The organism is Streptomyces sp. S.PB5 (genome assembly GCF_030403745.1).
In the GTDB taxonomy this organism is placed as follows: domain Bacteria; phylum Actinomycetota; class Actinomycetes; order Streptomycetales; family Streptomycetaceae; genus Streptomyces.
On sequence record NZ_JAQMWP010000009.1, the window covers coordinates 362,409 to 379,810 of the forward strand.

General features: G+C 70.0%; 19 protein-coding genes and 1 riboswitch. Of the genes, 17 read left to right on the plus strand and 2 right to left on the minus strand.

All coding sequences use genetic code 11. The annotated features are described in order from the left end of the window. The first annotated feature begins 31 nt into the window (after window positions 1–31). The 6 genes from PH203_RS25240 (at window position 32) to PH203_RS25265 (ending at window position 5,403) form a co-directional block, all read left to right on the plus strand. Entirely contained in the window at window positions 32–340 is a 309-nt protein-coding gene (locus PH203_RS25240) for a DUF2469 domain-containing protein (RefSeq protein ID WP_005311352.1), read from the plus strand. Window positions 341–467: 127 nt separating this feature from the next. Beyond that, complete coding sequence (locus PH203_RS25245; protein WP_289922765.1) at window positions 468–839, plus strand: YraN family protein; 372 nt, start codon at window positions 468–470, stop codon at window positions 837–839. 1 nt (window position 840) lies between these two features. Then, window positions 841–2,466 (plus strand): YifB family Mg chelatase-like AAA ATPase, encoded by a 1,626-nt coding sequence (locus tag PH203_RS25250; RefSeq protein ID WP_289922766.1) that lies wholly within the window; start codon window positions 841–843, stop codon window positions 2,464–2,466. Beyond that, on the plus strand, window positions 2,463–3,626 hold the full coding sequence (gene dprA / locus PH203_RS25255) for a DNA-processing protein DprA (RefSeq protein WP_289922767.1): 1,164 nt from the start codon (window positions 2,463–2,465) through the stop codon (window positions 3,624–3,626). The genes PH203_RS25250 and dprA overlap by 4 nt, the downstream gene beginning before the upstream one ends. A gap of 282 nt (window positions 3,627–3,908) precedes the next feature. Further along, window positions 3,909–4,751 (plus strand): RNA polymerase sigma factor WhiG, encoded by an 843-nt coding sequence (whiG, locus tag PH203_RS25260; RefSeq protein WP_289922768.1) that lies wholly within the window; start codon window positions 3,909–3,911, stop codon window positions 4,749–4,751. A 94-nt stretch (window positions 4,752–4,845) separates the two neighbouring features. Then, a complete protein-coding gene (locus PH203_RS25265) occupies window positions 4,846–5,403 on the plus strand; it encodes a TetR/AcrR family transcriptional regulator (protein ID WP_289922878.1) in 558 nt (185 codons plus the stop codon). Window positions 5,404–5,640: 237 nt separating this feature from the next. Here the strand turns inward: PH203_RS25265 and PH203_RS25270 are convergent, their stop codons facing one another. Further along, window positions 5,641–6,231 carry a M23 family metallopeptidase gene (locus tag PH203_RS25270; protein ID WP_289922769.1) on the minus strand — a complete coding sequence of 197 codons (591 nt, stop codon included), beginning with the start codon at window positions 6,229–6,231 and terminating at the stop codon, window positions 5,641–5,643. A gap of 246 nt (window positions 6,232–6,477) precedes the next feature. Between PH203_RS25270 and rpsB the strand changes: the two genes are divergently transcribed. The 6 genes from rpsB to PH203_RS25300 all read left to right on the plus strand — a co-directional run bounded on the left by rpsB (window position 6,478) and on the right by PH203_RS25300 (window position 11,643). Then, a complete protein-coding gene (gene rpsB / locus PH203_RS25275) occupies window positions 6,478–7,356 on the plus strand; it encodes a 30S ribosomal protein S2 (protein ID WP_289922770.1) in 879 nt (292 codons plus the stop codon). Window positions 7,357–7,451: 95 nt separating this feature from the next. Next, window positions 7,452–8,288 carry a translation elongation factor Ts gene (tsf, locus tag PH203_RS25280; RefSeq protein ID WP_289922771.1) on the plus strand — a complete coding sequence of 279 codons (837 nt, stop codon included), beginning with the start codon at window positions 7,452–7,454 and terminating at the stop codon, window positions 8,286–8,288. 179 nt (window positions 8,289–8,467) lie between these two features. Next, a complete protein-coding gene (gene pyrH / locus PH203_RS25285; RefSeq protein ID WP_289922772.1) occupies window positions 8,468–9,226 on the plus strand; it encodes a UMP kinase in 759 nt (252 codons plus the stop codon). A gap of 147 nt (window positions 9,227–9,373) precedes the next feature. After that, a complete protein-coding gene (gene frr / locus PH203_RS25290; protein ID WP_041821334.1) occupies window positions 9,374–9,931 on the plus strand; it encodes a ribosome recycling factor in 558 nt (185 codons plus the stop codon). After that, window positions 9,931–11,070 carry a phosphatidate cytidylyltransferase gene (locus PH203_RS25295; protein ID WP_289922773.1) on the plus strand — a complete coding sequence of 380 codons (1,140 nt, stop codon included), beginning with the start codon at window positions 9,931–9,933 and terminating at the stop codon, window positions 11,068–11,070. Before frr ends, PH203_RS25295 begins: the two co-directional genes overlap by 1 nt. 123 nt (window positions 11,071–11,193) lie before the next feature. Further along, complete coding sequence (locus tag PH203_RS25300; RefSeq protein WP_289922774.1) at window positions 11,194–11,643, plus strand: SRPBCC family protein; 450 nt, start codon at window positions 11,194–11,196, stop codon at window positions 11,641–11,643. 13 nt (window positions 11,644–11,656) lie between these two features. Here the strand turns inward: PH203_RS25300 and PH203_RS25305 are convergent, their stop codons facing one another. Then, window positions 11,657–11,863 carry a hypothetical protein gene (locus tag PH203_RS25305; protein WP_289922775.1) on the minus strand — a complete coding sequence of 69 codons (207 nt, stop codon included), beginning with the start codon at window positions 11,861–11,863 and terminating at the stop codon, window positions 11,657–11,659. Between the two features lie 46 nt (window positions 11,864–11,909). On the opposite strand from PH203_RS25305, the gene PH203_RS25310 reads away from it, so the two are divergent. The 5 genes from PH203_RS25310 to PH203_RS25330 all read left to right on the plus strand — a co-directional run bounded on the left by PH203_RS25310 (window position 11,910) and on the right by PH203_RS25330 (window position 17,357). Continuing rightward, a complete protein-coding gene (locus PH203_RS25310) occupies window positions 11,910–12,350 on the plus strand; it encodes an NUDIX domain-containing protein (RefSeq protein ID WP_289922776.1) in 441 nt (146 codons plus the stop codon). Between the two features lie 43 nt (window positions 12,351–12,393). After that, entirely contained in the window at window positions 12,394–13,500 is a 1,107-nt protein-coding gene (gene rlmN / locus PH203_RS25315; protein WP_289922777.1) for a 23S rRNA (adenine(2503)-C(2))-methyltransferase RlmN, read from the plus strand. 23 nt (window positions 13,501–13,523) lie between these two features. Next, window positions 13,524–13,631: riboswitch (TPP riboswitch) on the plus strand. Continuing rightward, window positions 13,628–14,695, plus strand: coding sequence for a thiamine ABC transporter substrate-binding protein (locus tag PH203_RS25320; protein WP_289922778.1), 1,068 nt, complete (start codon window positions 13,628–13,630; stop codon window positions 14,693–14,695). (Overlaps the previous riboswitch by 4 nt.) Before the next feature lie 38 nt (window positions 14,696–14,733). Then, window positions 14,734–16,335 carry an iron ABC transporter permease gene (locus PH203_RS25325; RefSeq protein WP_289922879.1) on the plus strand — a complete coding sequence of 534 codons (1,602 nt, stop codon included), beginning with the start codon at window positions 14,734–14,736 and terminating at the stop codon, window positions 16,333–16,335. Continuing rightward, entirely contained in the window at window positions 16,335–17,357 is a 1,023-nt protein-coding gene (locus tag PH203_RS25330) for an ABC transporter ATP-binding protein (protein WP_289922779.1), read from the plus strand. The genes PH203_RS25325 and PH203_RS25330 overlap by 1 nt, the downstream gene beginning before the upstream one ends. Window positions 17,358–17,402 lie beyond the last annotated feature (45 nt).

The window sequence follows — 17,402 nt, forward strand, 5'->3', positions numbered from 1 at the left end:
GTGGGATCGCACGGCTGAAGGGGAACATGCCATGAGCGCCGAGGACCTCGAGAAGTACGAGACCGAGATGGAGCTGAAGCTCTATCGGGAGTACCGCGATGTCGTCGGTCTGTTCAAGTATGTGATCGAGACCGAGCGGCGCTTCTATCTGACGAACGACTACGAGATGCAGGTGCACTCGGTCCAGGGCGAGGTGTTCTTCGAGGTGTCCATGGCGGACGCCTGGGTGTGGGACATGTATCGGCCGGCGCGGTTCGTGAAGCAGGTGCGCGTGCTCACGTTCAAGGACGTGAACATTGAGGAGCTCAACAAGAGCGATCTGGAGCTTCCGGGGAGCTGACGGGGCCTGGTGGCGGCTGCCGTAGCCCCGTTCGGGTGACGGAGTTTTCCACAACCGCCGAGTAGCTCACCAAGATCAACTCGCTCGGCCGGATTGCGTGACGGTTGGCGCCGGAGGTGGTGCCGACATGAACACCAATCGGGCACGCAGTGCACTCGGCAAGTACGGCGAGACCCTGGCCGCGCGGCGGCTGGTCGAAGCCGGGATGACGGTCCTGGAGCGCAACTGGCGCTGTGGCAGGGCCGGTGAGATCGACATCGTGGCGCGGGACGGGGACGTCCTGGTCGTCTGCGAGGTCAAGACCCGGCGTACGGGTGCCTTCGAGCACCCGATGGCCGCGGTGACCCCGGAAAAGGCGGAACGCCTGCGGGGCCTGGCCGCCTGCTGGATCCACGCCCACGGAGGAGCACCCCCGGGCGGCGTCCGCATCGACCTGGTGGGTGTCGTCCTGCCGGGCCGCGGCGCGCCGGTAGTCGAGCACGCGCGGGGGGTGGCCTGAGATGGGGTTCGCTCGTACGTGCTCGGTGGCGCTGGTGGGCGTCGAGGGTGTGGTCGTCGAGGTCCAGGCGGATCTGGAGCCGGGGGTCGCGGCCTTCACATTGGTGGGGCTGCCGGACAAGAGCCTGAGCGAGAGCAGGGATCGCGTCCGGGCGGCCGTGGTGAACTCGGGGGGCGAGTGGCCGCAGAAGAAGCTGACGGTCGGGCTCAGCCCGGCGTCGGTGCCCAAGGCGGGCAGCGGGTTCGATCTCGCCGTGGCGTGCGCCGTGCTCGGCGCCTCGGAGCGGATCGACCCGCGGGTCCTCGCCGACATCGTGATGATCGGGGAACTGGGGCTCGACGGACGGGTGCGGCCGGTCCGCGGCATCCTGCCCGCGGTGCTGGCCGCCGCGGACGCGGGATACGAGCAGGTCGTCGTACCGGAGTGCGCGGCTGCCGAGGCCTCGCTCGTGCCGGGCGTCTCCGTACTGGGCGTGCGCAGCCTGCGGCAGCTCATCGCGATCCTCGCGGACGAGCCCGTCCCCGACGAGGAGCCGGACGACCCCGGCCGCCCAGACCCGCTCCTCGCCGGCCTGCGCATGCCGGGGACCGGCGCGGCCACGGGCATGCACAGCGTCGGCGCCGCCCAGCAGGACCACGGCCACGACCTGGCGGACGTCGTGGGCCAGCTGTCGGCCCGTACGGCGGTGGAGGTCTCGGCGGCGGGCGGCCACCATCTGTTCCTGGAGGGCCCGCCCGGCGCGGGCAAGACCATGCTCGCGGAGCGGCTGCCCGCCATCCTGCCCCCGCTCACCCGCACGGAGTCGCTGGAGGTCACAGCGGTGCACTCGGTGGCGGGCCTGCTGCCACCGGGCAAGCCGTTGATCGACGTCGCGCCCTACTGTGCCCCGCACCACTCGGCCACCATGCAGGCGCTCGTCGGCGGCGGCCCCGGTATCGCCCGACCCGGCGCGGTGTCGCTGTCTCATCGAGGGATCCTCTTTCTGGACGAGACCCCCGAGTTCAGCAGTCATGCCCTCGACGCCCTGCGGCAGCCGCTGGAGGCGGGGCATGTGGTGATCGCCCGCAGCGCCGGGGTCGTGCGGTTCCCGGCGAAGTTCCTGATGGTCCTCGCGGCCAACCCGTGCCCCTGCGGACGCTTCTCCCAGACGGACGACTTCTGCGAGTGCCCGCCGTCCGCGATCCGCCGCTACCAGGCCCGGCTCTCCGGACCCCTGCTCGACCGGGTGGACCTGCGGGTGGAGGTCGACCGTGTCACGCGGGCCCAGCTCTCCGGGCGCGCCGCCCGGGGCGAGTCGACCGCGGTGGTCGCGGACCGGGTGCGGGCGGCCCGGGAACGGGCGGCGGCGCGCCTCGCCGGTACACCGTGGCTGACCAACAGCGAGGTACCGGGACGTGAGCTGCGCAGCCGCTGGCGCGCCTCGCCCGGCGCGATGGACGACGCCGAGCGCAGCCTCGAACGCGGCGTCCTGACGGCCCGCGGGCTGGACCGGGTGCTGCGCGTCGCCTGGACCGTCGCCGACCTGGTCGGACACGACCGGCCCGACGCGACCGACGTCGCCCTCGCACTGCAGTTGCGCACCGGGGTGCCCCGGGGCGTGCCCATGGCCATCGGAGCGCTCACGTGAACACGGGCGAGGAGTCGGACGGCGAACTCCTCGCCCGGGTCTTCCTCACCCGGGTCATCGAGCCCGGTGACGAGGTCGCCGGGCGGTGGGTGCGGGAGCACGGGGCGGTGGAGGTCGCCCGGCGGGTGCGGGAGGGGCGGGAGGTTTCGCTGCCGGGGGTCACCGGGAAGCGGTGGGGCGGCCTGGTGGCTCGGGGGAAGGTGGCCGAGCCGGAGGCCGATCTGCGGGTCGCCCGGGGCGCCGGGGTGCGGTTCGTGTGTCCCGGGGACGGAGAGTGGCCCGGGCAGCTGGACGATCTCGGGGATGCCCGGCCGTTGGGGCTGTGGGTCCGGGGGCAGCCCAGTCTGCGGATGTGGGCCCTGCGGTCCGTGGCCGTGGTGGGCGCTCGGGCCTGCACCGAGTACGGCGCCCATATGGCCGCGACCCTGGCCAACGGGCTGGCCGAGCGGGGGTGGGTGGTCGTCTCCGGCGGGGCCTACGGCGTCGACGGGGCCGCCCACCGCGGCGCCCTCGGAGCCGGCGGGGCCACCGTCGCCGTGCTCGCCTGCGGAGTCGACCGGCCCTATCCGCGCGGTCACACCGAGTTGCTCAACAGGATCGCGGAACAGGGGCTGGTCGTCGGGGAGTTGCCGCCCGAGGAGCATCCGACGCCCAGCAGATTCGTCCTGCGGAACCGCGTGATCGCAGCCTTGACCAGGGGGACCGTCGTGGTCGAGGCCGCGTATCGGAGCGGGTCGCTCGTCACCGCGAGGGCGGCGCAGCGGCTCGGGCGGCACACCATGGGCGTGCCGGGGCCGGCCACCAGCGGCCTCTCCGCCGGAGTGCACGAACTGCTGCGCGGGGACGCGGTGCTGGTCACCGATGCCGAGGAGATCGTCGAGCTGGTCGGGGACATGGGGGAGCTCGCCCCGGAGCGGAGAGGGCCCGTCCTGCCGCGGGATCTGCTGGAGCCGGACGCCCGGCGGATTCTCGACGCCCTGCCGTCACGCGGTACGGCCACCCCCGCCGAGGTGGGGCGGGGTGCGCAGACGACGGAGGAGGACGCGATCGCGAGATTGTACGAACTCCGAGCACTTGGTTACGTCGAACGACACGGCGATGGCTGGAAGTTGACACGCCAGGCGATGATCTCCGTCCGGGGTGCCCGGAGCCGATGCTGACCGAGCGTGTTCGGCCGTCCGGGGGAACCTCTACAGCCTTGGGAAATCCCGCAGTTGACCACTCGGTCCGGTCACACAGAGCTACCACTGTGACCCGGCGGAGCGGTCAGCGGAACGTATCTGCGCACGGCTTCGCGCCCATCCTTCGCACACCGCGACACTCCAGTCACGCTACGCTCACGGGGATTCCGGCGCAGAACGCCAACTCGGCACCAGAACCACATCAGACCGACAGCTCACCCAGGCAGCCCCACTTCACGGCAGAACGGCACAAGGCGACGAATGCCCCAGCACACCTCCGGCTCCGACCGGGCGGCGATCCCCCCAGCCGCCCGTGACGGTGGCAGCGTGCGGCCGCCCGCTCCCTCGACGCTCGACGAGCTGTGGCGCTCGTACAAGACGACAGGGGACGAGCGGCTGCGGGAGCAGCTGATCCTGCACTACTCGCCGCTGGTGAAGTACGTGGCGGGCCGGGTGAGCGTCGGTCTGCCGCCGAATGTGGAGCAGGCGGACTTCGTGTCCTCCGGGGTCTTCGGGCTCATCGACGCGATCGAGAAGTTCGACATCGACCGGGAGATCAAGTTCGAGACGTACGCGATCACCCGGATCCGGGGCGCGATGATCGACGAGCTCCGGGCACTGGACTGGATTCCGCGGTCCGTGCGGCAGAAGGCGCGGAACGTCGAGCGGGCGTACGCGACGTTGGAGGCGCGGCTGCGGCGGACGCCGAGCGAGGGGGAGGTGGCCGCGGAGATGGGGATCGCCGTGGAGGAACTCCACTCGGTCTTCAGCCAGTTGTCGCTGGCGAACGTGGTGGCGCTGGAGGAGTTGCTGCACGTCGGGGGTGAGGGCGGGGACGGGCTCAGCGTGATGGACACGCTGGAGGACACCGCTGCCGACAATCCGGTGGAAGTGGCCGAGGACAGGGAGCTGCGACGGTTTCTGGCGCGGGCGATCAATACCTTGCCCGAGCGGGAGAAGACCGTGGTCACGCTCTACTACTACGAGGGGCTCACACTCGCCGAGATCGGGAACGTGCTGGGTGTGACCGAGAGCCGGGTCAGTCAGATCCACACCAAATCGGTGTTGCAACTTCGGGCGAAACTGGCCAGCTTCGGGCGTTGACCTGGCCGAATGACCGATCCTTGAGCCGAGTGACTCCCCTCTGGGGTGGTGCGTCCGTAAAGTGGACGACGTGCCAAGGATTCGAGCGGCCTCCGTGGCCGAGCACCGGTCGATGCAGCGAGCCGCCCTGCTGGACGCGGCTCGGTCTTTGCTGTCCGAGGGCGGGACGGAGGCGCTGACGTTTCCGGCTCTCGCCGAGCGGACGGGGTTGGCGCGGTCGTCCGTGTACGAGTACTTCCGGTCGCGGGCCGCCGTGGTCGAGGAGCTGTGCGAGGTCGACTTTCCCGTGTGGGCCGCGGAGGTCTCGGCGGCGATGGCCGCGGCGGAGGGGGCCGAGGCCAAGGTCGAGGCGTATGTGCGGCGGCAGCTGGCGCTGGTGGGGGACCGGCGGCACCGGGCCGTCGTGGCGATCTCGGCCAGTGAGCTCGATGCGGGGGCCCGGGAGAAGATCCGGGCTGCGCATGGGGGGCTGGTGGCGATGATCGGTGAGGCGTTGGGGGAGCTCGGGCATGCGGAGCCTCGGCTTGCGGCGATGTTGCTGCAGGGGGTTGTGGATGCGGCGGTGCGGCGGATCGAGCTGGGGGCGGCGGAGGATCCTGCGGCCATCACTGATGCTGCGGTGAGTATGGCTCTGCGGGGGGTGCGGGGCTGAGGCCGGCGGGGGTTGCTGTGGGGGTGGGTTCGCTTGCCCGCGGCTGGCGGGGTACCTCCCCCAGAGGGGGCCCCAGCGCCCACCCGTGCCGCCCCTTGCGGCACGCCTGCCCGCTGGCTGGCTGGGTGGGTTTGAAGGGTGCGGCACGCCTGACTGCAAGCTAAGCGGGCCTCTCTGCCCGCAGGCTAAGCGGCTGCCTGCCTGCAGGCTATGTAGCGGGCGCCGTCCGCTCGCAGGCTAAGTTGCCGAAGCAGGCAGGGGGACTCCCAGTACCGGTAGCAGCCTCGACGGGGCCCTGTGCAGCAGCCACGGAGGCAGGAGTGACAGGGGGTCCAGGTAGGTCTCTCCCCTCCGCAGACCCCAGTGCACGCACGTAGTCGTGCAGTGCGACCCCGTCGCCTCCACCGTGCCGATCACCTCGCCGGCCGTTACCTGTGTGCCCTTCTTCACCGACGTGCTCACCGGTTCGTACGTCGTGCGGAGGTCTGTGCCCGTCAGTTCCACGGAGAGCACCCCCCTTCCCGCCACGCGGCCCGCGTACAGGACCCGGCCCGGTGTCACCGCTCGTACAGGTGTGCCCGGTGCTGCCGCCAGGTCGACGCCCCGGTGGCCGCGGCTGTACGCCGTCGCCGGGGGTTCCCAGCCGCGGAGGACCGAGGGGCGTGTGCCCACCGGCCAGGCGCGGGCGATCGCCGGTACCGAGGGGGTCGGGGTGGTCGGGGGAGGAGGGGCCGGGTCGCCGGACACCGGGCCCGGGGTCAGTACAGCCAGCAGCAGACCCAGCAGTGACGCCAGGCCGGACCTGCTCGCACATCGCATCGCTCGCATGGCGAAACCGTGCCCGAGAGCGCCGGATCATGGCCGGGAGCTGTGGACTACTTCCCGGTTGTGGACAGCGGCGTCACCCGGTGCCTCGCGGGTCCCGTACACTTCTTCTGGCGATCCGGGTCACCGGGTCGACTTCGCACGCCCCGACACGGCGGCCGGCAACGGTCCCTGTCAGCGCCCCTCGGTCCTTCGTGGCACGGCGCATGCGGGCGTCAGGACATAACCGAGAACACAAGGAGAACGGCCATGGCCGTCGTCACGATGCGGGAGCTGCTGGAGAGCGGCGTCCACTTCGGTCACCAGACCCGTCGTTGGAACCCGAAGATGAAGCGCTTCATCTTCACGGAGCGCAACGGCATCTACATCATCGACCTGCTCCAGTCGCTGTCGTACATCGACCGCGCCTACGAGTTCGTCAAGGAGACCGTCGCCCACGGCGGCACGGTCATGTTCGTCGGCACGAAGAAGCAGGCGCAGGAGGCCATCGCCGAGCAGGCCACCCGCGTCGGCATGCCCTACGTCAACCAGCGCTGGCTGGGCGGCATGCTCACCAACTTCTCGACCGTCTACAAGCGTCTGCAGCGCCTCAAGGAGCTCGAGCAGATCGACTTCGAGGACGTCGCCGCTTCCGGTCTGACCAAGAAGGAGCTTCTCGTTCTTTCGCGCGAGAAGGCCAAGCTGGAGAAGACCCTCGGTGGTATCCGCGAGATGCAGAAGGTGCCCAGCGCCGTCTGGATCGTGGACACCAAGAAGGAGCACATCGCGGTCGGCGAGGCCCGGAAGCTCAACATCCCGGTCGTCGCCATCCTCGACACCAACTGCGACCCCGACGAGGTCGACTACAAGATCCCGGGCAACGACGACGCGATCCGCTCCGTCACCCTGCTCACCCGTGTGATCGCCGACGCCGTCGCCGAGGGCCTCATCGCCCGCTCCGGCGTCGCCACCGGCGACAAGGGTGACAAGGGCGCGGGCGAGCCGCTCGCCGCGTGGGAGCGCGACCTGCTCGAGGGCGAGAAGAAGGCCGAAGAGGCCCCGGCCGCCGAGGCTCCGGCCGCTGCTGAGGCGCCTGCCGCCGAGGCCCCCGCTGCTGAGGCCCCCGCCGCCGAGGCCGAGCAGGCCTGACCCCCTCACCCCTTCGGGTCATCTGACGGCGGGGGCCCATAAGCCCCCGCCGTCGGCCCGTAGATCTTCAGACTTCGAGAGAGATTCCAGGAATCATGGCGAACTACACCGCCGCCGACGTCAAGAAGCTCCGCGAGCTCACCGGCGCCGGCATGATGGACTGCAAGAAGGCCCTGGACGAGGCCGAGGGCGATGTCGACAAGGCCGTAGAGGCCCTGCGCATCAAGGGCCAGAAGGGCGTCGCCAAGCGCGAGGGCCGCTCCGCCGAGAACGGCGCCGTGGTCTCCCTCATCGCCGACGACAACACCTCCGGTGTCCTGGTCGAGCTGAAGTGCGAGACGGACTTCGTCGCCAAGGGTGACAAGTTCCAGGCCGTCGCCGCCGCGATCGCCGCGCACGTCGCCGCCACCTCCCCGGCCGACATCGAGGCCCTGCTCGCCTCCGAGATCGAGGCCGGCAAGACCGTCCAGGCGTACGTGGACGAGGCCAACGCCAACCTCGGCGAGAAGATCGTCCTGGACCGCTTCGCGCAGTTCGCCGACGGCTTCGTCTTCTCCTACATGCACCGCACCATGCCCGACCTGCCCCCGCAGATCGGTGTCCTGGTCGAGCTGGACAAGGCCGACGCCGAGCTGGCCAAGGGCATCGCCCAGCACATCGCCGCCTTCGCGCCGAAGTACCTCTCCAAGGAGGACGTGCCGGCCGAGGTCGTCGAGTCCGAGCGCCGCGTCGCCGAGGAGACCACCCGCGCCGAGGGCAAGCCCGAGGCCGCCCTGCCGAAGATCGTCGAGGGTCGCCTCAACGGCTTCTTCAAGGACGCCACGCTGCTCGGTCAGCCGTACGCGCTCGACAACAAGAAGTCCGTCCAGAAGGTTCTGGACGAGGCCGGTGTCACCCTGAAGCGCTTCACGCGTATCAAGGTCGGCATCTGAGTCCGTGCCGCGAGCGGCGCATCGGCCCGATAGGGTCGAGTGCAGTCGTCCGGTACGCCGTCACGCACGCGCGTGACGGACGACAGCAGATCTGACGAGGAGGCCATTGCCGAGCATGGGACACGAACCAGTTCCCACCGGCAATGGCCTTCTTGTATGTGCACCATGAGGAGAATCCGATGACCACCAAGGCCACCAAGAGCGACGACGGCAAAGTACACGGCCGGTTTCTGCTGAAGCTGTCCGGAGAGGCTTTCTCCGGTGGCGGGGGCCTGGGCGTGGACCCGGACGTGGTGCACAAGATCGCCCGTGAGATCGCGGCCGTCGTACGCGACGGGGCGGAGGTCGCGGTCGTCATCGGCGGCGGCAACTTCTTCCGCGGCGCCGAACTCCAGCAGCGCGGCATGGACCGCGCCCGCTCCGACTACATGGGCATGCTCGGCACCGTGATGAACTGCCTCGCCCTCCAGGACTTCCTGGAGAAGGAGGGCATCGACAGCCGCGTGCAGACCGCCATCACCATGGGCCAGGTCGCCGAGCCGTACATCCCGTTGCGCGCCGTGCGCCACCTGGAGAAGGGCCGTGTGGTCATCTTCGGCGCCGGTATGGGCATGCCGTACTTCTCCACCGACACCACCGCCGCCCAGCGCGCCCTGGAGATCAACGCCGAGGCGCTCCTCATGGGCAAGAACGGGGTGGACGGGGTCTATGACTCCGACCCCAAGAAGAACCCCGACGCGGTCAAGTTCGACTCCCTCGGCTACGGCGAGGTCATCACCCGCGACCTCAAGGTCGCCGACGCCACCGCGATCACGCTGTGCCGCGACAACAAGCTCCCGATCCTGGTCTTCGAGCTTCTGGCCGAGGGCAATATCGCCCGCGCCGTCAAGGGTGAGAAGATCGGCACGCTTGTGGGTGACCAGGGCAGCCGGGACTGACCCCAGTTGGACCCGGTCCCTGACCGGGGGATGGACAATGTCCTGTCGGTCGGGAACCGTGCAGGAAGAAGACGCGACGCAGCCGGCCGCCGCCCCACGCACATGGAACCGCAGCCGGGCCTACTTCAAGACACGCAGGAGCAAGTGGTGATCGAAGAGACCCTCCTCGAGGCCGAGGAGAAGATGGAGAAGGCCGTCGTGGTCGCCAAGGAGGACTTCGCCGCGATCCGCACCGGCCGTGCGCACCCGGCGATGTTCAACAAGATCGTGGCCGACTACTACGGCGCGCCGACGCCGATCAACCAGCTGGCTTCGTTCTCCGTGCCGGAGCCGCGCATGGCCGTGGTGACCCCGTTCGACAAGAGCGCGCTGCGCAACATCGAGCAGGCGATCCGCGACTCCGACCTGGGCGTCAACCCGAGCAACGACGGCAACATCATCCGAGTGGTGTTCCCCGAGCTCACCGAGGAGCGCCGCCGCGACTACATCAAGGTCGCCAAGGGCAAGGCGGAGGACTCGCGCGTGTCCATCCGTTCGGTCCGCCGCAAGGCCAAGGACGCGATCGACAAGCTCGTCAAGGACGGCGAGGTCGGCGAGGACGAGGGCCGCCGTGCGGAGAAGGAGCTCGACGACGCGACGCACAAGTACGTCGCCCAGGTGGACGAGCTCCTGAAGCACAAGGAAGCGGAGCTTCTCGAGGTCTGATGAACGACTCTTCCTGGGGAGCGCCGCCACAAGCCGGGTACTGGGGGCCGTCCGACCAGGGGCCTGTCCAGGGGGCTGCCCCGGCGGGTCCCGCGTACGATGCGCCTGAGGCGCAGCACACTCGCCCCATGCCCATCGTGCCCGACATGCCCGCGTACGGCGGAGACCAGGATGACGACCGGGGGGCCGCTCGGCTGAGCGGCCCCTTGTTCCGAGACGAGACGTTCCGCGACGAAACCCCGTCGGCGCAGCCCCGTGCGGCGGCGCCGCAGAATCCGGAGCCCATGCCCGACGCCCCGCAGCCGGCACCCGCGCCGCAGAAGAAGAGCGCGGGGCGCGACCTGGGCGCGGCCATAGGGGTCGGGGTCGGGCTCGGTGTGGTGATCGTCGCGTCGCTGTTCGTCGTCAAGGCCCTGTTCGTCGGTGTGATAGCGGTCGCCGTCGTCGTCGGTCTGTGGGAGCTGACCTCCCGCCTCGAGGAGCGCAAGGGCATCAAGGCGCCCCTCGTCCCGCTGGCGCTCGGCGGTGCGGGCATGGTCGTCGCCGGGTACGTCCGGGGTGCCGAGGGCGCCTGGGTGGCGATGGCGCTCACCGCGCTGGCCGTCCTGGTCTGGCGGATGACCGAGCCGCCCGAGGGCTACCTCAAGGACGTCACCGCGGGCGTCTTCGCGGCGTTCTACGTGCCGTTCCTGGCCACCTTCGTCGCGATGATGCTCACCGCCGACGACGGTGCGTTCCGGGTCATGACGTTCCTGGTCCTGACCGTCGTCAGCGACACCGGGGCGTACGCCATCGGCTGGCGCTTCGGCAGGCACAAGCTTGCGCCGCGCATCAGCCCCGGCAAGACCCGCGAGGGACTGCTGGGCGCGGTGTCGTTCGCGATGGTGGCGGGCGCGCTGTGCATGCAATTCCTGATCGACGACGGCACCTGGTGGCAGGGCCTGCTCCTGGGTCTCGCGGTCGCCGCCAGCGCGACGCTGGGTGACCTCGGCGAGTCGATGATCAAGCGCGACCTGGGCATCAAGGACATGGGCACGCTGCTGCCGGGCCACGGCGGCATCATGGACCGGCTGGACTCGTTGCTGCCGACGGCTCCGGTGGTGTGGCTGCTGCTGGTGCTGTTCGTCGGTTCCACCTGATCGTTTCCGTGCGCCTGATCGTTTCCGTACATGGGAGGAGCCCCCGCTTCGGCGGGGGCTCCTCCTGTTCTACGGGCTTTTGCGGTGGGACGATTCCGGTGTAAGCCCTGGAAGGAGGGCGTCATGTCCACCATCCGTGAAGTGATCGACGTCGACCGCGCCCCCGCAGACGTCTACGCGTACATCACCGACCCCTCCCACCTGCCCGAATGGCAGCTGAGCGCCGTCAAGGCGGAACCGCTGGAGGAGGGGCCCGTGCACCCCGGATCCCGGGTTCGGGTCACCCGGCGGATCGGAAACCGAGAGATCCCGATGACGGTGGAGTTCGACCGGCTCGATCCGCCGTACAGCTGGGATCTGCACGGCATCGAAGGCCCTGTGCGGCCGCGTACCCACGGTCGGATCGAGCCGCTCGACGACGGGCGGCGTTCCCGAGTGACCATCGAGATCGACTTCGAGGGACACGGCCTGGGCAAGGCTCTGGTCCCCCTCGTCGTACGCCCGCAGGTCCGCAAGGAGCTGCCGCGGGACGAGCAGCTGCTCAAGGAGCGTCTGGAAGGCACCGCGACCTAGTACTGCAACGGTGCTAGGACGTGCAGACGTCCTTCAGCTCATCGGCGGCGGCGTCGATCCGGCTGCTGTCCGGGTCGGTGTCGCCGTCGAGGACGGCCTTGTCGCAGTCGTCGATCGCTTTCAGACTGTCGGCGATGGTGTCGGAGCGGGCTACACCTTGAAAGGCGGGGCGTATGGGGGTTCCGGGCAGTCCGGAGCAGCTGCGCAAGTGGCTGGACACGCACGGGATTCCGTACCGGTCCTGGGGGACCCAGGGGGCCAAGTCCGTGGACCAGCTGTGGGACGAGATCGCGGCGGGGGAGACGGTCCTGGAGTCCGAGCCGCCCCTGCGTCGCGTCACCGTCGTCACCCTGCGGATCCTGCAGTCCGGCAAGGAACTCGTGGAGGTCGCGCAGCTGATGGCCGACGGCAGCTGGCGCCCCAGGAACGAGGCCCCCGCCGAGAAGATGAAGCCCGGGGAGACGGCGTCCGAGACGGCGCGGCGGTGCGTGGCCGAGGAGCTCGGCGTCGAAGGTCCCGGAGTCGTCGTGAGCGCCGGATCCGAGCGGCGGGTGCGCCGGGGTCCGTCTCCGTCGTATCCCGGTCTGACGGCCGAGTACGTCTTCCATGACGTCGACGTCCAGGTGCCGGGTCTCTCCTCGTGGAACTTCTGGACCAGGGAGGCGGGCGACGGGGTGGTCGCCGGTCATCTCTGGGGGTGGCGGTAGGCCGACTGGGGCACTCCGGTTGATCTGCGACACTGGTATGACCATGCCCAAGCCCGGAGAACTCACTTTCGTCGCCCCGCGCGGAGCCAAGAAGCCGCCGCGGCACCTTGCCGATCTCACTCCTGCCGAGCGCAAGGACGTCGTGGCCGAGATCGGTGAGAAGCCGTTCCGTGCCAAGCAGCTCTCGCAGCACTACTTCGCGCGGTACGCGCACGATCCGGAGCAGTGGACCGACATCCCGGCCGCCGCCCGGCCCAAGCTGCAGGAGGCGCTGCTTCCCGAGCTGATGACCGTCGTACGGCATCTGTCGACCGACCAGGGGACCACGCGCAAGACGCTGTGGCGGCTGTTCGACGGGACGCTCGTCGAGTCGGTGCTCATGCGGTACCCGGACCGGGTCACCATGTGCATCTCCTCGCAGGCCGGGTGCGGGATGAACTGCCCGTTCTGTGCGACCGGGCAGGCGGGGCTGGACAGGAATCTGTCGACCGCCGAGATCGTCCACCAGATCGTCGACGGGATGCGGGCGCTGCGGGACGGGGAAGTGCCCGGCGGGCCTGCCCGGCTCTCCAACATCGTCTTCATGGGCATGGGCGAGCCCCTCGCCAACTACAAGCGGGTCGTCACGGCGATCCGAGCGCTCACCGACCCCGCTCCCGACGGGCTCGGGCTGTCGCAGCGAGGCATCACCGTGTCGACGGTCGGGCTGGTGCCGGCCATCCACCGGTTCGCCGACGAGGGCTTCAAGTGCCGGCTCGCGATCTCGCTGCACGCTCCCGACGACGAGCTGCGCGACACCCTTGTCCCCGTGAACACGCGGTGGAAGGTGCGCGAGGTTCTCGACGCCGGGTTCGAGTACGTGGAGAAGTCCGGGCGGCGGCTTTCGATCGAGTACGCCCTCATCCGGGACATCAACGACCAGGCCTGGCGTGGTGACCGGCTCGGGCGGCTGCTGCGCGGCAAGCCCGTGCACGTCAATCTCATCCCGCTCAACCCCACTCCGGGCTCGAAGTGGACCGCCTCGCGGCCCGAGGACGAGAAGGCGTTCGTCGAGGCGATCGCCGCGCACGGAGTGCCCGTCACCGTTCGGGACACCCGTGGTCAGGAGATCGACGGGGCCTGCGGTCAGCTTGCCGCGAGTGAGCGGTAGTCTGACCGTCGTAAGAACATCTTCATATCCGACAGGGGAGCGCCACAGCGCTGAGAGTGCGGCAATCGGGCCGCAGACCCTCTGAACCTCGCCCAGGTCATTCTGGGTAGGAAGTTCGGTCATCACCGTGAACACCAAGAAGTACTGTGCTGTCCTCGTGGGCCTCGGCCTGGTCACGCTGTCCGCGTGCGGGTCGTCCGACGAGGGCGGCAAGAGCGAGTCCAAGACCGTCACCCTCGTCAGCCACAACTCGTGGGCCGTCTCCAAGGACGTCCTCGCGGCCTTCGAGAAGCAGTCCGGCTACAAGGTCAAGGTCCTGGAGGACGGCGATGCCGGGCAGGCCGTCAACAAGGCGATCCTGACCAAGGACAACCCGCAGGGCGACGTCTTCTTCGGCGTCGACAACACCCTGCTGTCCCGCGCGCTCGACAACGGGCTCTTCCAGTCCTACGAGGCCAAGGGCGCCGACACGATCAAGGCCGGCTACCGGGTCGACGGGGACAAGGTCACGCCCGTCGACACCGGCGACATCTGCCTCAACTACGACAAGGCCTGGTTCAGCGAGCACAAGCTCCAGCCGCCGACGTCGTACGACGATCTGATCAAGCCCGCCTACAAGAACCTCCTCGTCACCGAGAACGCCTCCACCTCCTCGCCGGGGCTCGGGTTCCTGCTCGGTACCGCCGCCAAGTACGGCGACGACGGGTGGGAGGCGTACTGGACCAAGCTGAAGGCCAACGGCGTCAAGGTCGTCGACGGCTGGGAGCAGGCCTACAACGAGGAGTTCTCCGGGTCGGCCGGGGGCAAGAAGGCCAAGGCCGACCGGCCGCTCGTCGTCTCCTACGCCTCCTCGCCGCCCGCCGAGGTCATCTACGCCGACCCGAAGCCGAGCGAGGCGCCCACCGGTGTCGTCGAGGGCACCTGCTTCCGGCAGGTCGAGTACGCGGGGCTGCTCAGCAACGCCAAGAACAGCGAGGGCGGCAAGGCGCTCATCGACTTCCTCCTGACCAAGAAGTTCCAGGAGGACATGCCGCTCAACATGTTCGTCTACCCGGTGGTCGAGGGTGCGGCCGTGCCCGCCGAGTTCACGAAGTACGGGCCCGCGGCCAAGGACCCCGAGACCATGGACCCGGCGAAGATCGCCGACAACCGTGACGACTGGGTCAAGTCGTGGACCTCGCTCGTACTGAAGTAGTCCCACGGCTCAGGGGGAGCGTGACGCGGCTCGGCCTCATGGTCGTGCCCGTCGCGTTCTTCGGGGTCTTCTTCGCCTGGCCCGTCGCCGCGATCGTCGCGCGCGGGCTCAAGGCGGACGGGAGCTGGCAGTTCGGGCGGATCGCGGACGTGCTCGCGCAGTCCGACATCCGGCACGTGCTGTGGTTCACCACCTGGCAGGCGCTCGCCTCCACCGCGCTGACGCTCGCGGTCGCGCTCCCGGGCGCGTATGTGTTCGCCCGCTACGACTTCCCGGGCAAGCAGATCCTGCGGGCCGTCGTCACCGTTCCGTTCGTGCTGCCGACGGTCGTGGTCGGTACGGCGTTCCTGGCGCTGGTCGGGCGCGGCGGGCTGCTCGACGAGCTGTGGGGCGTACGCCTCGACACCACCGTGTGGGCGATCCTGCTCGCGCACGTCTTCTTCAACTACGCGGTCGTCGTACGGACGGTCGGCGGGCTCTGGTCCCAGCTCGATCCGCGGCAGGAGGAGGCGGCCCGGATGCTGGGCGCCTCCCCGGCGGCCGCCTGGCGGAAGGTGACGCTGCCGGCGCTCGGGCCCGCCGTGGCCGCCGCCGCGCTGATGGTCTTCCTGTTCACCTTCACCTCCTTCGGTGTGGTGCAGATCCTCGGCGGGCCGACCTTCTCGACCCTGGAGGTCGAGATCTACCGGCAGACCTCGGAGATCTTCGACCTCGCCACGGCCGCGGTCCTCACGATCATCCAGTTCGTGGCGGTGGGCGCGATCCTCGCGCTGCACGCCTGGACCGTACGGCGGCGGGAGACCGCGCTGCGGCTCGTGGACGCGTCCGTGACGGCCCGGAAACCGCGCGGGGCCGGCCAGTGGGCCCTGCTGGGCGGGGTGCTGGCCACCGTCCTCGTCCTCCTGCTGCTGCCGCTCGCGGTGCTGGTGCAGCGGTCGCTCGACGCACCCGGCTTCGGGTACTACCGGGCGCTGATGTCGGCCGACGGGGGAGTGTTCCTCGTGCCGCCGATCGAGGCGATCGGGAACTCGCTCTCGTACGCCGTCGCCGCCACCGCCATCGCCGTGGTGATCGGCGGGCTCGCCGCGGCCGCGTTGACGCGGCGGGACGCGGGGCGCTTCGTACGCGGGTTTGACGCGCTGCTGATGCTGCCGCTCGGGGTGTCCGCGGTGACCGTGGGGTTCGGGTTTCTGATCGCCCTCGACGAGCCGCCGTTGGATCTGCGGGCGTCGTGGATCCTGGTGCCGCTGGCGCAGGCGCTGGTCGGTGTGCCGTTCGTGGTGCGGACCATGCTGCCGGTGCTGCGGGCCGTCGACCAGCGGCTGCGGGAGGCCGCGGCCGTGCTCGGGGCGTCGCCGTGGCGGGTGTGGCGGGAGGTGGATCTGCCGCTGGTACGACGGGCGTTGCTGATCGCCGCCGGGTTCGCCTTTGCCGTGTCGCTCGGGGAGTTCGGGGCGACCGTGTTCATCGCACGGCCGGACAGTCCGACGCTGCCGGTCGCGGTGGCGCGGCTGCTGGGACGGGCCGGGGAGCTCAACTACGGGCAGGCGATGGCTCTTTCGGCGATTCTGATGGTGGTGTGCGCGGTGGCGTTGCTGGTGCTGGAGCGGCTGCGGTCCGATCGGACGGGCGAGTTCTGATGCTGCTGGGCGTGGAGGGTGCGACGGTTCGCTTCGGCGGGCGGGCCGTGCTGGACGAGGTCGATCTGTCCGTCGCCGAGCACGAGATCGTGTGTGTGCTCGGACCCAGCGGGAGCGGGAAGTCGACGCTGCTGCGGGTGGTGGCCGGGCTGCAACACCTCGATGCGGGGCGGGTGTTGCTGGGCGGGCGTGATCAGGCGGGGGTGGCCGCGCATCAGCGGGGGGTCGGGCTGATGTTCCAGGATCATCAGCTGTTTCCGCAGCGGGACGTGGGCGGGAACGTGGGGTTCGGGCTGCGGATGCACGGGGCTTCGAAGGCTGAACAGGCGGAGCGGGTGGGTGAGTTGCTCGCGCTCGTCGGGCTTCCGGGGGCCGGGCGGCGGGCCGTCGCCTCGCTGTCCGGGGGTGAGCAGCAGCGGGTCGCTCTGGCGCGGGCGCTTGCGCCCCGGCCGCGGCTGCTGATGCTGGACGAGCCGCTCGGGCAGCTGGACCGTTCGCTGCGCGAGCGGTTGGTCGTCGAACTGCGGGAGCTGTTCGGGCGGTTGGGGACGACGGTGCTGGCCGTGACCCACGACCAGGGTGAGGCCTTCGCGCTCGCCGACCGGGTCGTGGTGATGCGGGACGGGCGGATCGCACAGTCCGGTACGCCGCTTGAGGTGTGGCAGCGGCCGGTGGACGAGTTCGTGGCGCGCTTTCTCGGCTTCGAGAACGTCGTCGAGGGCGTGGTGGGCGGGCAGGCCGCGGACACGCCCTGGGGCAAGCTGCCGGTCCCGGAAGGGGGCGCGCAGGGGGTGCGGAGCGTGCTGGTGCGGCCGGCCGGGGTGCGGCTCGTGGGCGCCGACGAGGGGTTGGCCTGCACGGTCGCCGCGCGGACGTTCAAGGGTACGCATGTCGCCGTACGGCTTCGGCCGGAGGGGGGCGGGCCGGTGCTGGAGGCGGCTTGTGCGTTGCGGGAGGCGCCGGCGGTGGGGGAACGGGTGGGTGTGGAGTTCGACGTGGACGAAGTCGTGGTGTTGGGCTGAGCGTCGGCTTGTGCGGTGGGTTGCTGTGGGGGTGGGGCGCTTGCC